Source organism: Streptomyces sp. NBC_00385, assembly GCF_035917155.1.
Taxonomy (GTDB): domain Bacteria; phylum Actinomycetota; class Actinomycetes; order Streptomycetales; family Streptomycetaceae; genus Streptomyces; species Streptomyces poriferorum.
On the sequence record NZ_CP107951.1, the window covers coordinates 716,938 to 730,701 of the forward strand.

Here is a 13,764-nt window from a genome sequence, read left to right on the forward strand (position 1 = left end):
GCGCAGGACCTCCTAGAGCTGTACGGGGGTGAGTACGGAGTTCTTCGCGGCGCTCTCCTCCACCGCCGCCAGCACCCGCTGCACCTGGAGTCCGTCGGCGAACGACGGCACGGGGGCGGCGCCTTCGGCGATCGTCCGCACCGCGTCACGGGCCTGGTGGATGAAGGTGTGCTCGTAGCCGAGCGCGTGCCCCGGCGGCCACCAGGCCTCCAGGTACGGATGCTCGGGCTCGGTGACCAGGATGCGCCGGAAGCCTGCCGTGGTGGCGGGCTCGGTGTGGTCGTGGAAGGACAGTTCGTTGAGGCGTTCCAGGTCGAAGGCGAGCGAACCGAGCTCGCCGTTGATCTCCAGGCGCAGCGCGTTCTTGCGCCCCGCCGCCATCCGGGTCGCCTCGAAGGAGGCCAGCGCGCCCGAGGCGAGCCGGCCGGTGAACAGCGCCGCGTCGTCCACCGTCACCGTGCCGTACTCCTCCGCGGCCGCGACGCCGCCCAGGCCCCCCGCGGGGCCGGCGAGCAGCGGGCGTTCGCGGACGAAGGTCTCGCTCACCGCGGAGACACCGACCAGCAGTTCCCCCGCCAGGTACTGGGCGAGGTCCACGATGTGCGCGCCGAGGTCGCCGAGCGCGCCGGAGCCCGCGTGCTCCTTCTTCAGCCGCCAGGTGAGCGGGGAGGCGGGGTCGACGAGCCAGTCCTGGAGGTAGGTGGCCCGGACGTGCCGCAGGGTGCCGAGCCGGCCCTCCCCGATGAGCTTGCGGGCGTAGGTGAGGGCGGGCACCTTGCGGTAGTTGAAGCCGACCATCGCGACCTGGCCGCGGGCGGCGGCGCGCGCCGCCGCCTCGGTCATGGCCTCCGCCTCCGCGACCGTGTTGGCGAGGGGTTTCTCGCACAGCACGTGCTTGCCCGCCTCCAGGGCCGCGATGGCGATCTCCGCATGGCTGTCGCCGGGGGTGCAGATGTCGACGAGCTGGACGTCGTCCCGGGCGATCAACGCCCGCCAGTCGGTCTCCGCCGCCGCCCAGCCGTGCCGGTCGGCGGCCGCCTCGACCGCCGTCCGGTCGCGTCCGCAGATCGCGGCGAGCACCGGCCTCATCGGCAGCTCGAAGACATGGCCCGCGGTGCGCCATCCCTGCGAGTGGGCGGCGCCCATGAACGCGTATCCGACCATGCCGACCCCGAGCGTCGGTGCGCTCGCCATCGGCCGGTACGTCGGCGGCGCGGCCGCCTCCTGCTCCGTCTCTTCCCTACGGGCCATCCGGGCTTCCTCCTCGTCGGTGGTTCGGTGGGTGCGGCGGGAGGGTCAGAACCCTCCCGCGAGACGGCTCAGCTGAAGCCCGTCGGAAGGTACTGGTCGATGTTCTCCTTGGTGACCACGGCCGAGTACAGGGTGAGGTTGGTCGGGATCTCCAGCTCGGCGAGCCCCGCCACCCCCTTGGCCTGGCCGAGCGCCCGGGCGAGGTCGATGGCGGACGCCGCCATGGTCGGCGGGTAGAGAACGGTGGCCTTCAGCACGCTGTTGTCCGCCTTGATGGCGTCCATCGCGGACTTGGCCCCGGCGCCGCCGACCATCAGGAACTCGTCGCGGCCGGCCTGCTGGATGGCGCGGAGCGCACCGACGCCCTGGTCGTCGTCGTGGTTCCACAGGGCGTCGAACTGCTTCTGGGCCTGGAGGAGCTGGGACATCTTCGCCTGACCGGACTCGACGGTGAAGTCGGCCGCCTGACGTGCCACCAGCTCGATGTTGGAGTAGTTCTTCAGCGCGTCGGCGAAGCCCTTGCTGCGCTGCTTGGTCAGCTCCAGGTTGTCGATGCCGGCGAGCTCGACGACCTTGGCGTTCGACTTGTCCTTGAGCTGTTCGCCGATGTACGTACCGGCGTTGAGCCCCATGCCGTAGTTGTCCCCGCCGACCCAGCAGCGGTAGGCCTGGGGCGAGGCGAAGATGCGGTCCAGGTTGATGACGGGGATGCCTGCCCGCATGGCTTCCAGGCCGACCTGGGTGAGCGCCTTGCCGTCGGCCGGGAGGATGACGAGGACGTCGACCTTCTTGTTGATGAGGGTCTTGACCTGGCCGATCTGGGCGGCGGTGTCGTTGGATCCCTCGGTGGTCTCCAGGGTCACCTCGGAGTACTTCTTCGCCCGCGACCTGGCGTTCTCGTTGATGGCGTTGAGCCAGCCGTGGTCGGCCTGCGGTCCCGCGAAGCCGATGGTGACGGGCTTGCCCGGCTTGTCGTCCGCGGCGGGCGCGTTGCTCTGCGCGGCGGTGTCCTTCTCCTTCGGATCGTTGCTGGTGCAGGCGCTCAGCAGGGCGCCGGCGGAGACTGCGGCGGTACCGAAGAGCAGTCCTCTGCGGCTGGTTTCTGGCATGGCTGTCAAACCCTTCATCCGATGCGGCACGGGATGCGGAACAGGTGGGGTCGAACGGGAGGGGACGGGGGATGACGAGGGGTCAGGTCTCCCCGTGGGCCGACGTCCGGCGCTGGACGAGGACGGCGGCGACGATGATCGCGCCCTTGGCGATCTGCTGGACATCGCTCTGCAGGTTGTTGAGCGCGAAGATGTTGGTGATCGTGGTGAAGACGAGGACGCCCAGGACCGAGCCGACGATGGTGCCGCGGCCGCCGCTGAGCAGGGTGCCGCCGATGATCGCGGCGGCGATGGCGTCGAGCTCGTACAGGTTGCCGTTGGTGTTCTGGCCGGAGCCGGACAGGATGATCAGCATGAAGGCGGCGATGCCGCAGCAGAGCCCGGACAGCAGGTAGAGGTAGAGCCGCTGGCGGCGTACGTCGATCCCGGCCAGCCGGGCCGCTTCCGCGTTGCCGCCGACGGCGACCGTGCGCCGGCCGAAGGTCGTACGGTTCAGCACCAGCCAGCCGACGACGGTGACCACGGCGAACATCATGACCAGCGGCGGGATACCGAGGACGTACGCGTCCGGCAGTCCCAGGTCGAGGACCGACTTGACGGTGACGATCTGCGTCTTGCCGTCCGTGATGTTCAGGGCCAGTCCGCGGGCGGACGCGAGCATCGCCAGCGTCGCGATGAACGGCACCAGCCTGCCGTACGCGATCAGCACACCGTTGACGAGTCCGGCGCCGAGGCCGACCAGGACGGCGGTGAAGAGGATGCCCGCGAAGCCGAAGTCCTGGGTGGCGAGCGTCGTCGCCCAGACGGAGGCGAGGGCCACCATGGCGCCGACGGACAGATCGATGCCGCCGCCGATGATGACGAAGGTCATGCCTACGGTGACGACACCGATGACGGACGCCTGGGTCAGGATGAGCTGGAGGTTCCCGGTGTCCAGGAAGGCGTCGGGTTCGGTGATCCCGCCGACGACGACGAGCGCGGCGAGGACGCCGAGCAGGGAGAGGTTGCGGACGTCCGCGCGCAGCCCGAAGGCACGCGGGGGCCGGTCCTTCTTCGGGGACGCGGGGACGGACACGGGCACGGCGCCCTTGTCCGTCCCGCTCTGCTGCGCCGAGGAGACGGGCTGCGTCATGACGTCGGGCTCCCTTCCATCACGAGGTCGAGTACGCGGTGCTCGTCGAGTTCCCCGGCGTCCGCCGTATGGACGACCCGCCCTTCGCGGAGGACCAGCACCCGGTCGGCGAGGCCCAGGACTTCGGGCACTTCGCTGGAGACGAGCAGAACGGCGAGGCCTTCGTCGGCCAGCCGGCGGATCACGGCGTAGAGCTCGGCGCGGGCGCCGACGTCCACTCCGCGGGTCGGTTCGTCGAGCAGCAGCACCCGGCAGCCGCGCAGCAGCCAGCGGGCGAGGACCGCTTTCTGCTGGTTGCCGCCGGAGAGGGTGCGGACGGGGGTGTCCGGGTTGTCGGGGCGCAGGGAGAGTTCGCGGGTGGCGGCGCGGGCCGCCTTGCGTTCGGCTCCCCGGTCGACCCAGCCGGCCCTGGAGAAGCGGGACATGGAGGAGACGGAGACATTGCGGGTGACGGATTCGAGCATCAGCAGGGCCTGCGCCTTGCGTTCCTCGGGGGCGAGGCCGATACCGGCGGCGACGGCGGCGCGTACGCTGCCGGACCGCAGTGGCCTGCCCGCGACCGTGACCCGTCCTGCGGTGGCCTTGCGTGCGCCGTAGATGGTCTCCAGGATCTCGGAGCGCCCGGAGCCGACCAGTCCGGCGAGGCCCACGATCTCGCCGGGCCTCAGCTCCAGGTCGACGGGGGCGAACTCGCCCTTCCTGGTGAGGCCTTGGACCGTGAGGACCGGGGCGGGGGCGGGCCTGCCGTCCTCGGGGGCGGCTTCGGGCCGGGGCGGGAAGACGTACTCGACGTTGCGCCCGGTCATCATGGCAACGATGTCGCGCGTCGGCGTGGACTCGGCGGGGAGCCCGACCGCGACGGCCCGGCCGTCCTTGAGGACGGTCACCCGGTCACCGATCCGGCGGATCTCCTCCAGGCGGTGCGAGATGTAGACGACGGCGACGCCCTCCGCGGTCAGCGAGGCGACGATCCTGAAGAGGTTGTCGACCTCGTCGGGGTCGAGAGCGGCTGACGGCTCGTCCATCACGATGAGACGTACGTCGTGGGAGAGCGCCCGGGCCATGGACACGATCTGCTGCTGCGCCGCGGAGAGTTCACCGACCGCGCGGGCCGGGTCGATCTCCGGATGGCCGAGCCGTTTCAGCAGGGCGGCCGCCGACGCGCGGCCCTCGCGGGTGCGGACGACGAAGCCGGCGCTGGTGGGTTCATGGCCCAGGAAGACGTTCTCGGCGACCGACAGGCCCTCGACCAGGTCGAGTTCCTGGTAGATGGTGGCGATCCCGAGCCGCATCGCGGTGATGGGCGACTTGAGTACGGCCGGCGCACCGCACCAGGTGATCTCGCCGTCGTCGGGCTGGTGGGCCCCGGCGAGGACCTTGATGAGCGTGGACTTGCCGGCGCCGTTCTGGCCGAGGAGGCAGTGGACTTCGCCGGCCTGGACCTCCAGGTCCACGCCGTCGAGGGCGCGCACACCGGGGAAGGACTTGGTGATGCCGGACATGGTGAGCAGCGGTGGTTCTGGAGCCATGACGAATCCCCTCGGCGGATGGGGTGCCCCTGCGCGGGCGAGTCCGGAAGCAGGGGGAAGGGCCGGTGAGCGGGCAGGACGCAGTGCGGTCCCGGGGGTGTTCCCCGGACCCCGGCCTGGGCGCGGGGCGGTGCCTTTGGTGCCGTCGGGCCTCGATGCGGGCCGGTGGAGGGCAGGGCGGGTGCGGGATCGTGCGGGATCAGGCAGGTGAGGGAACAGGCGGTGAAGGATCAGGCGGGTGAGAAGAGGTGGTCGCTGATGAGCCTGGCCGCGCCGATGACTCCGGCGGCCGGTCCGAGCTCGCCCAGCACGATCGGGAGGTTTCCGGTGGCCAGCGGCAGGGACTGCCGGTAGACCTGGGTCCGGACGCTGGCCAGCAGCGTGTGGCCCAGTCCGGTCACCCCGCCGCCGATCACCACCAGACCGGGGTTGAAGAAGCTGACGAGTCCCGCGATGACCTGTCCGACCCGGTTGCCGCCTTCACGGATCAGGTCGAGCGAGGTGGGGTCGCCGGCGGCCGCGGCGGCGGCGACATCGGCGGCGGTGAGTTTCCCGGACGCCTCCAGCCGGGCCGCGAGCTCCAGGGACTGACCGGCGCGGGCCGCGTCCTCGGCGTCGCGGGCCAGTGCGGCGCCGCTGAAGTGTGCCTCCAGGCAGCCCCGGTTGCCGCAGGCACAGGGACGGCCGTCGGGTTCGACCTGGATGTGGCCGATGTCGCCGGCGCTGCCCGTCGTACCGCGGTGGACCTCTCCGCCGACGACGATGCCGCAGCCGATGCCGGTGCCGATCTTGACGCAGAGGAAGTCGCCCACGGAGCGGGCGACGCCCGCGTGCTGCTCCCCCATCGCCATCAGGTTCACGTCGTTGTCCACCATGACGGGGCAGCCCAGTTCCTGGCTGAGCGCCTCGCGGACCGGGAAGCCGTCCCAGCCGGGCATGATCGGCGGTGCGACCGGGATGCCTTCGGGGAAGCGGACCGGTCCCGGTACGCCGATGCCCGCGCCGTCGAACCCTTCGGCGAGCCCGGAGGCCCGGAGCTTGGCCGCCATGGACAGCACCTGCTCGAAGATGGCGACGGGGCCTTCGCGTACGTCCATGGGGTGGTTGAGGTGCCCCAGGACCTCCAGTTCCGCGTTGGTGACCGCCACGTCGACCGAGGTGGCGCCGATGTCGACGCCGAGGAAGCGCAGTGCCGGGGCGAGCCGGATGTTGTGCGAGCGACGCCCGCCGCGGGATGCGGCGAGTCCGTCGGCCACGACAAGGCCGGTCTCCAGCAGTCTGTCCACCTCGACGGCGAGCTTGGAGCGGGAGAGATCGACCTGATCCCCCAGCTGTGCCCGTGAGTTGGGCCCGCCGTCGCGCAACAGCCGGAGCAGTCGCGCCTGATGCGCATTCGCGGGTCGTGCCGTCATTCGTCTCACGCGCCCCTCCCCGCCACATCGGCCTGTCCGTCGGGCTTTGGAGGGGAACGTAGCAGCGGTTGCCGGGAGTGGGAAGAAGTTGCGCAGGAATCCGCTACAACTTTCTCCACCCTGAGGACAAAGGGGGGTGACGGGTCCGCCGCCGGGCCGGGACATGGAAACGTCCCCGACCGCGGCGGCGCCGGCGATCGAGGACGTGAGCGGCGAGGTTCTACGCCTCTTCGCGCTGGTGGTACGTCTGACGGGTGTGCTCGGTGTGGGTCCGCATGATCTCCGTCGCCCGTCGCTCGTCGTGCGAGGAGATCGCGGCGATCAGGGAACGGTGCTCGATCCAGGACTGCGTACCGCGCTGCCGGGCGACGGGGGTGTAGTACCAGCGGACCCGCCGGTCCACCTGCCCGGCCAGTTCGGCGAGGACGACATTGCCCGCCAGTTCCATGACCTTGGCGTGGAAGGCGGCGTTGGTCGCCACCGCCAGGTCCACGTCGTCGTCGGCGACGGCCCGTTCACCCTTGGTGCAGAGATCCTCCAGCGCGGCGATGCCCGCCGGGGTGGAGTGGGCGGCTGCGAGGCGGGCGGCCTCGGCCTCCAGGAGCATGCGGACCGAGAGCAGCTGGTCCGCCTCCTGCTCCGTGGGTTCATGGACGAACGCGCCCTGGGCGGGCCGCAGATCGACCCAGCCCTCGGTGTTGAGCCGCTGCAACGCCTCACGCACCGGCTGCCGGGACACACCCAGGAGCCCGGCCAGCTCGCTCTCGACCAGGTGCTGGCCGGGACGGAGTGCCCGGGTGGTGATGAGTTCGAGCAGCGCCTCGTAGACGCGCTCGCGCAGCGGACCGGGCCGTTCCAGCTTCGGCACAGCCCCCTGCGGCAGTCCTGTGGACAACATCGCGGTCCCCCTCCGGGCGACGAGCAATTGCTTATCGTCTACAGTCTACTGATCTCACTCCCCCTCAGGGACAGCGGATCACCTGTCCCGCGTAGCTCAGGTTCCCGCCGAAGCCGAAAAGCAGCGCCGGAGCGCCGGTGGCGACCTCGCCCCGCTCCACCAGCTTGGACAGGGCCATCGGGATCGAGGCCGCGGACGTATTACCGGAATCCACCACATCCCGGGCGATGACCGCGTTGACGGCACCGATCTTCCGGGCAACGGGTTCGATGATCCTCAGATTGGCCTGATGCAGCACCACCGCGGCGAGATCCTCGGGGGTGACCCCCGCCTTCTCGCACACCTTGCGCGCGATGGGCGGCAGCTGGGTGGTGGCCCAGCGGTAGACGGACTGCCCCTCCTGGGCGAAACGCGGCGGCGTGCCCTCGATCCGTACCGCGTCCCCCATTCCCGGCACGGAACCCCACAGCACCGGCCCGATCCCGGGCCGGCCGGCCGCACCGGAGTCGGCGACCACGACCGCGGCACCGGCACCGTCGCCCATCAGCACACAGCTGGAGCGGTCGGTCCAGTCGACGATGTCGCCCATCTTGTCGGCGCCGATCACGAGCGCACGCGTGGCGGCGCCCGCCCGGACGGCGTGGTCCGCGGTGGCGAGGGCGTGGGTGAAACCTGAACAGACCACGTTGATGTCCATCACCGCGGGCGAGGACATGCCGAGGCGAGCGGCGACCCGGGCCGACATGCTGGGCGAGCGGTCGATCGCGGTGGAGGTGGCGACCAGGACCAGATCGATGTCGGCCGGCTGGAGCCCTGCGGCGGCGAGCGCCTTGGCCGCCGCGTGCGCGGCGAGCTCGTCCACCGGCTCGTCGGGGCCGCCGAGGTGCCGGGTCTTGATGCCGACGCGGCTGGTGATCCACTCGTCACTGGTGTCGACCATGGCCGCCAGATCATCGTTGGTGAGCACCTTGGCGGGCTGATAGTGGCCGAGCGCCACGACACGTGAGCCGGTCATATTCAGGTTCCCCTCGCTACATATGGCAGGAACCATCCAGTCTTGGTCGCTACCGCCCGGTACAAGGGCACGTGATCCCACAGGAATACCGCCCGGAGGTTGGAGGCTTGACAACAGCCCCGAGCCTCCTCACCGCATACCGTAGGCAAAATTCTGTCGATTTCACGGTGCCTCCGGCTCCCCGCTCCCCGTGCGGGACAATGACATCGTCGGGGTCACCTCGCCGCACGGGACCCGGTGATCCACGGCATCCTCTGCACCAAGAGCCGTTTCGGCTTTCCCTCACGCACAGAATCGGGGCTGACTGTCATGGGACGGGTCACCGAGCGCCGCCGCACCCTCCGCATCCGGGACGGAGCCGTCTCCACCCGCCCGGACACCCTCGTCGCCGAGGAGCCCCTGGAGATCCGGCTGAACGGCAAGCCGCTCGCCATCACCATGCGCACCCCGGGCGACGACTTCGCGCTCGCGGCCGGCTTCCTGGTGAGCGAGGGCGTGATCGGTGAGGGCTCCGAGGTGCAGTCGATCGTGTACTGCGCCGGAGCGACGGCCGACGGGGTGAACACCTACAACGTGGTGGACGTGAAGCTCGCGCCCGGCGTCGTGGTCCCCGACATCACGCTGGAGCGCAACGTCTACACGACGTCGTCCTGCGGTCTGTGCGGCAAGGCCAGCCTGGACGCGGTCCGCACCACGACCCGGCACCCGGTCGCCGACACTCCGCCGGTCCGGGTCGCACCCGAGCTGCTGGCCGCCCTCCCCGACCGGTTGCGCGCCTCGCAGCGGGTCTTCGACCGGACGGGGGGCCTGCACGCGGCGGCACTGTTCTCGGAGACGGGCGAGCTCATCGACGTACGGGAGGACGTCGGCCGGCACAACGCGGTCGACAAGCTGGTCGGGCGGGCCCTGACCGACGGCCGGCTGCCGTTGTCCCGGGCGATCCTGCTGGTCTCGGGCCGGGCCTCGTTCGAGCTCGCCCAGAAGGCGGTGATGGCCGGTATCCCGATGCTGGCGGCCGTCTCGGCGCCGTCGTCCCTCGCGGTCGACCTGGCGGCCGAGACCGGACTGACCCTGGTCGGGTTCCTGCGGGGGCCCTCCATGAACGTGTACGCGGGAGAGCACCGCATCGCCCTGGAGGCGCCGGCCGTGCGGGGCTGAGGTGCCCGTGACCGTTCCCGGCCCCTCAGCCCACCGGGGCGGCCTCCCGCGACGCCGCGCTGCCGGAGGTGTCCTCCAGGGGATCCCGGGCCCGGCGCTTCGCGATCACGGCGCACACCATGAGCTGCATCTGGTGGAAGAGCATCAACGGCAGCACGGCGAGACTCGCCTGCGCGCCGAACAGGACGCTGGCCATCGGCAGCCCCGAGGCGAGGCTCTTCTTCGATCCGGCGAACTGGATCGCGATGCGGTCCTCGCGGCCGAAGCCGAGCCGCTTCGCCCCGTACCAGCTCACCGCCAGCATGATGGCCAGCAGCACCGCTTCGACGGCGAGCAGCGCGCCGAGCCGGGCCGGAGTGACCTGGTGCCAGATGCCCGCGACCATGCCCTCGCTGAACGCGGTGTAGACGACCAGCAGGATCGAGCCCCGGTCGACGAGGCCGAGGACCTTCTTGTGGCGGGTCAGGAAGCCGCCGATCCAGCGGCGCAGCAGCTGTCCCGCGACGAACGGCAGCAGCAGCTGGACGCCGATCTTCAGCAGGGCGTCCGCGGAGAAGCCGCCACCGTCGTTGCCGAGGAGCGCCGCCGCGAGCAGCGGGGTGACGAAGATGCCGGCGATCGAGGAGAAGGAGCCCGCGCAGATGGCGGCGGGCACGTTGCCTCGGGCGATCGAGGTGAAGGCGATCGACGACTGGATGGTCGAGGGGACGAGACAGAGGAAGAGGAGGCCGCTCTGCAGCTGGGGCGTCAGGACGTACGGCACGAGCCCCCGGCTCGCCAGGCCCAGCAGCGGGAAGGCGACGAACGTGCAGGCCAGGACGGTGAGGTGGAGCCGCCAGTGCTTGAGTCCTTCGACGGCTTCGGCGGTGGAGAGCCGGGCGCCGTAGAGGAAGAACAGGAACGCGACCGCCCCGGTGGAGGCCCCGCCCGCCACATCGGCCGCGGCGCCCGAGGCCGGCAGCAGAGCCGCCAGTACGACGGTACCGATCAACGCCATGATGTACGGGTCGACCGGCAGCCAGGACGGCAATCGCGGGGTTCGGCGGCTCATGTGCTCCACGTGTCTCTCGTTCAGAAGCGTGCGCCCACCATCCTGCGCCTGATCACCCACATCGGGAATCCCGTATACCGCTCTGACTGTGATCACGGTTCGCGATAACCTGGCGCCATGTACGACCCGGCACAGCTGCGCACCTTCCTCGCCGTCGCCCAGACGCTCAGCTTCACCGCGGCCGCGCGCCGGCTCGGGGTGCGGCAGTCCACGGTCAGCCAGCATGTGCGGCGGCTGGAGGGCGCGGCCGGGCGTCAGCTGTTCACCCGGGACACGCACCGGGTCGATCTCACGGTGGACGGCGAGGCGATGCTCGGCTTCGCGCGGACGATCCTGGAGGCCCACGAACGCGCGTCGGCCTTCTTCACCGGCACCCGGCTGCGCGGGCGGCTGCGCTTCGGAGCCTCGGAGGACTTCGTGCTGACCCGGCTGCCGGAGATCCTCCAGTCGTTCCGCCGCGACCATCCGGAGGTCGAGCTGGAGCTGACCGTCGAGCTGTCCGGGACGCTGCACCAGCAGCTGGCCGCGGGCCGTCTGGACCTGGTACTGGCCAAACGGCGGACCGGGGACACCCACGGGGAACTGGTCTGGCAGGACGCGCTGGTCTGGATCGGCGCCCCGCGGCTGCGGATCGACCCGGACGGGCCGGTACCGCTGATCCTCTTCCCGCCGCCCGGCATCACCCGGGCCCGCGCACTGGAGGTCCTGGAGGAGCAGGGCCGCTCATGGCGGGTCGCCTGCACGAGCGGCAGCCTCAGCGGGCTGATCGCCGCCGCCCATGCGGGGCTCGGAGTGATGGCGCACAGCCGCGGCCTGGTCCCGCCGGGGCTCGTCCCGGTGGCGGCCAGGGCGGGACTGCCGGACCTCGGCGACGTGGACTTCGTCCTGCTGCACGGTCGGCGGCGGGACGGTGCGCAGCAGGCGGCGGACGCGCTGGCCGCGGCGATCCTGGCGGGCGGCGACCGGCTGATCCGTCCGCGCGGCGGTGTGGGGGCGATCGGTCCGCAGGACCGCGCATGACGGGGTGCCGGGAGGGGGAGAATGAACGGGACGCGGCGGCGCCTCCCGGAGCGGCCCGGCCCGGCCGGCCCGACAGTGGCGGACGGATCGCCCATACCCGTACACAACCGCGTGATCGCCGCGTACAGATTCGGTGGAGATTCCCGCGCGAGCCACTTACTCCATGGTCAGAAGCGTGCCCGGGCCTTGCCCATCTGGCCGGATTTCACCACCTGACCCGTGCATATCGAACCTGGTACGGGCCTCTCCCGGCACTCCCGGCGCGGCGTCCGGTGGGGTAGCGTCACGGCGCTGTGCGGAGCGCCACAAGGAGCAGGTCATTGCGTGAGTTCACTGTCCCACCCATGGCGGCCGCGCCCCACGTAGGCGGGCTCGCCGATGTCGTGTTCGACTACGCCGAGGAGGATCCGCACCGGGTCGCGCTCGGCCGGAAAGATGCGGACGGACGCTGGCGGGATGTCACCTCGGCGACGTTCCGTGACGAGGTGCTGGCGTTGGCCAAGGGGCTGATCGCCCACGGCGTGCGGTTCGGCGACCGGGTCGCCCTGATGTCGCGCACACGGTACGAGTGGACCCTCTTCGACTTCGCCCTGTGGGCGGTGGGCGCTCAGTCCGTACCGGTCTATCCGACGTCGTCGGCCGAGCAGGTCCTGTGGATGCTGCACGACGCCGAGGTGTCCGCGGTCATGGTCGAGCACGAGGACCACTCGATGACGATCGCGTCGGTGATCGACCGGCTGCCGCAGCTGAGGCGGCTGTGGCAGCTCGACGCCGGAGCGGTGAGCGAGCTCGTCGAGGCCGGGGCCCATGTCGAGGACGAGGTCGTGCACCGGCACCGGCGCGCGGTGACCCCCGAGTCGGTGGCCACCGTCATCTACACCTCGGGCACCACGGGACGCCCGAAGGGCTGCGTGATCACGCACGCCAACTTCATGTTCGAGACGGAGACGATGGCGTCCCGCTGGGAGTCGGTCTTCCACTCCAGGCCGGGCGACGAGGCGGCGACGCTGCTCTTCCTTCCGCTGGCGCACGTCTTCGGCCGGATGGTGGAGGTCACGGCGATCCGCGGCCGGGTGAAGCTGGGGCACCAGCCGGAGCTGTCGGCGAAGGCGCTGATGCCGGACCTGGTGTCGTTCCGTCCCACGTTCATCCTGGCGGTGCCGTACATCTTCGAGAAGGTCTTCAACGGTGCCCGGCGCAAGGCCGAGGCGGAGGGACGGATCGGTCCCTTCGACAAGGCCGTCGACATCGCGGTGAAGTACGCGGAGGCGATGGAGGCACGGGCGTTCGGCACCGGTCCCGGACCGTCCGCCGGGCTGCGGATGCAGCACCAGTTCTTCGACAAGGTCGTGTACAGGAAGGTGCGCGAGGCGATGGGGGGCCGGATCCGGCACGCCATGTCGGGCGGCTCGGGGATGGACCGGCAGCTCGGGCTGTTCTTCGCGGGCGCGGGCGTCACCGTGTACGAGGGGTACGGCCTGACCGAGACGACGGCCGCGGCCACGGCCAACCCTCCGGAGCGCACCCGGTACGGCACGGTGGGACAGCCGATCCCCGGCACGACCGTGCACATCGCCGACGACGGCGAGGTGTGGGTGTACGGCGCCAATGTGTTCGGCGGCTACCTGGGCGCGCCGAAGGCCACCGCCGCGGTCCTCAACGACGGCTGGCTGGCCACCGGCGACCTGGGTGCGCTGGACGAGGACGGCTATCTGACGATCACCGGGCGCAAGAAGGAGATCCTCGTGACGTCCGGCGGCAAGAGCGTCTCGCCGGCGGGCCTGGAGGAGCGGGTGCGGGCCCATCCGCTGGTGGCGCAGTGCATCGTGGTCGGCAACGACCGGCCCTACATCGCGGCGCTGGTCACCATCGACCAGGAGTCCGTGGAGCACTGGCTCGCGATGCAGGGGCGGCAGGCGCTGACCCCGGGAGAACTGGTGCGGGACCCGGACCTGGAGATGGAGGTCCGGCGCGCGGTGGTGGCCGCGAACACGGCGGTCTCCCAGGCCGAGTCGATCCGTACGTTCCGGATCCTGGCCCACCAGTTCACCGAGGAGCACGGCCTGCTGACACCGTCGCTGAAGCTCAAGCGCAAGGCGATCGAGACGGCGTACGCCTCCGAGGTGGACGCGCTCTACCGCTGACCGGGCCCGGCCGGTGCGCGGCTCGGTGCGCGTGCCGCTCCGGCG

At 71.0% G+C, this 13,764-nt stretch carries 11 protein-coding genes; 3 read left to right on the top strand and 8 right to left on the bottom strand.

Annotated features, from left to right (window positions below; genetic code table 11):
• Positions 1 to 12: 12 nt before the first annotated feature.
• The 7 genes from OG959_RS03125 to OG959_RS03155 all read right to left on the bottom strand — a co-directional run bounded on the left by OG959_RS03125 (position 13) and on the right by OG959_RS03155 (position 8,346).
• Positions 13 to 1,251, bottom strand: coding sequence for a Gfo/Idh/MocA family protein (locus OG959_RS03125; RefSeq protein ID WP_326656426.1), 1,239 nt, complete (start codon positions 1,249 to 1,251; stop codon positions 13 to 15).
• 68 nt (positions 1,252 to 1,319) lie between these two features.
• Entirely contained in the window at positions 1,320 to 2,360 is a 1,041-nt protein-coding gene (locus OG959_RS03130) for a substrate-binding domain-containing protein (RefSeq protein ID WP_326656427.1), read from the bottom strand.
• Between the two features lie 82 nt (positions 2,361 to 2,442).
• Positions 2,443 to 3,492, bottom strand: coding sequence for an ABC transporter permease (locus OG959_RS03135; RefSeq protein ID WP_326656428.1), 1,050 nt, complete (start codon positions 3,490 to 3,492; stop codon positions 2,443 to 2,445).
• Positions 3,489 to 5,021 (bottom strand): sugar ABC transporter ATP-binding protein, encoded by a 1,533-nt coding sequence (locus OG959_RS03140; protein WP_326656429.1) that lies wholly within the window; start codon positions 5,019 to 5,021, stop codon positions 3,489 to 3,491. Before OG959_RS03140 ends, OG959_RS03135 begins: the two co-directional genes overlap by 4 nt.
• Positions 5,022 to 5,251: 230 nt before the next feature.
• Positions 5,252 to 6,433, bottom strand: coding sequence for an ROK family transcriptional regulator (locus OG959_RS03145; protein WP_326666179.1), 1,182 nt, complete (start codon positions 6,431 to 6,433; stop codon positions 5,252 to 5,254).
• Positions 6,434 to 6,653: 220 nt separating this feature from the next.
• On the bottom strand, positions 6,654 to 7,331 hold the full coding sequence (locus OG959_RS03150; RefSeq protein ID WP_326656430.1) for a GntR family transcriptional regulator: 678 nt from the start codon (positions 7,329 to 7,331) through the stop codon (positions 6,654 to 6,656).
• Between the two features lie 64 nt (positions 7,332 to 7,395).
• A complete protein-coding gene (locus OG959_RS03155) occupies positions 7,396 to 8,346 on the bottom strand; it encodes a beta-ketoacyl-ACP synthase III (protein WP_326656431.1) in 951 nt (316 codons plus the stop codon).
• A 309-nt stretch (positions 8,347 to 8,655) separates the two neighbouring features.
• On the opposite strand from OG959_RS03155, the gene fdhD reads away from it, so the two are divergent.
• A complete protein-coding gene (gene fdhD / locus OG959_RS03160; RefSeq protein ID WP_326656432.1) occupies positions 8,656 to 9,504 on the top strand; it encodes a formate dehydrogenase accessory sulfurtransferase FdhD in 849 nt (282 codons plus the stop codon).
• Positions 9,505 to 9,529: 25 nt separating this feature from the next.
• Here the strand turns inward: fdhD and OG959_RS03165 are convergent, their stop codons facing one another.
• Positions 9,530 to 10,555 (bottom strand): bile acid:sodium symporter family protein, encoded by a 1,026-nt coding sequence (locus tag OG959_RS03165; RefSeq protein ID WP_326656433.1) that lies wholly within the window; start codon positions 10,553 to 10,555, stop codon positions 9,530 to 9,532.
• A 117-nt stretch (positions 10,556 to 10,672) separates the two neighbouring features.
• On the opposite strand from OG959_RS03165, the gene OG959_RS03170 reads away from it, so the two are divergent.
• Both OG959_RS03170 and OG959_RS03175 read left to right on the top strand, forming a co-directional pair.
• Positions 10,673 to 11,575, top strand: a complete 903-nt coding sequence (locus OG959_RS03170; protein ID WP_326656434.1) for a LysR substrate-binding domain-containing protein — start codon at positions 10,673 to 10,675, stop codon at positions 11,573 to 11,575.
• A gap of 344 nt (positions 11,576 to 11,919) precedes the next feature.
• Positions 11,920 to 13,719 (top strand): AMP-dependent synthetase/ligase, encoded by a 1,800-nt coding sequence (locus OG959_RS03175; RefSeq protein ID WP_326656435.1) that lies wholly within the window; start codon positions 11,920 to 11,922, stop codon positions 13,717 to 13,719.
• Positions 13,720 to 13,764 lie beyond the last annotated feature (45 nt).

Coding starts and splice junctions, on each gene's coding strand:
- OG959_RS03145 (WP_326666179.1), bottom strand. CDS start 6,433: ATGACGGCACGACCCGCGAATGCGCATCAGGCGCGACTGCTCCGGCTG.
- OG959_RS03125 (WP_326656426.1), bottom strand. CDS start 1,251: ATGGCCCGTAGGGAAGAGACGGAGCAGGAGGCGGCCGCGCCGCCGACG.
- fdhD (WP_326656432.1), top strand. CDS start 8,656: ATGGGACGGGTCACCGAGCGCCGCCGCACCCTCCGCATCCGGGACGGA.
- OG959_RS03150 (WP_326656430.1), bottom strand. CDS start 7,331: ATGTTGTCCACAGGACTGCCGCAGGGGGCTGTGCCGAAGCTGGAACGG.
- OG959_RS03135 (WP_326656428.1), bottom strand. CDS start 3,492: ATGACGCAGCCCGTCTCCTCGGCGCAGCAGAGCGGGACGGACAAGGGC.
- OG959_RS03165 (WP_326656433.1), bottom strand. CDS start 10,555: ATGAGCCGCCGAACCCCGCGATTGCCGTCCTGGCTGCCGGTCGACCCG.
- OG959_RS03170 (WP_326656434.1), top strand. CDS start 10,673: ATGTACGACCCGGCACAGCTGCGCACCTTCCTCGCCGTCGCCCAGACG.
- OG959_RS03130 (WP_326656427.1), bottom strand. CDS start 2,360: ATGCCAGAAACCAGCCGCAGAGGACTGCTCTTCGGTACCGCCGCAGTC.
- OG959_RS03155 (WP_326656431.1), bottom strand. CDS start 8,346: ATGACCGGCTCACGTGTCGTGGCGCTCGGCCACTATCAGCCCGCCAAG.
- OG959_RS03140 (WP_326656429.1), bottom strand. CDS start 5,021: ATGGCTCCAGAACCACCGCTGCTCACCATGTCCGGCATCACCAAGTCC.
- OG959_RS03175 (WP_326656435.1), top strand. CDS start 11,920: ATGGCGGCCGCGCCCCACGTAGGCGGGCTCGCCGATGTCGTGTTCGAC.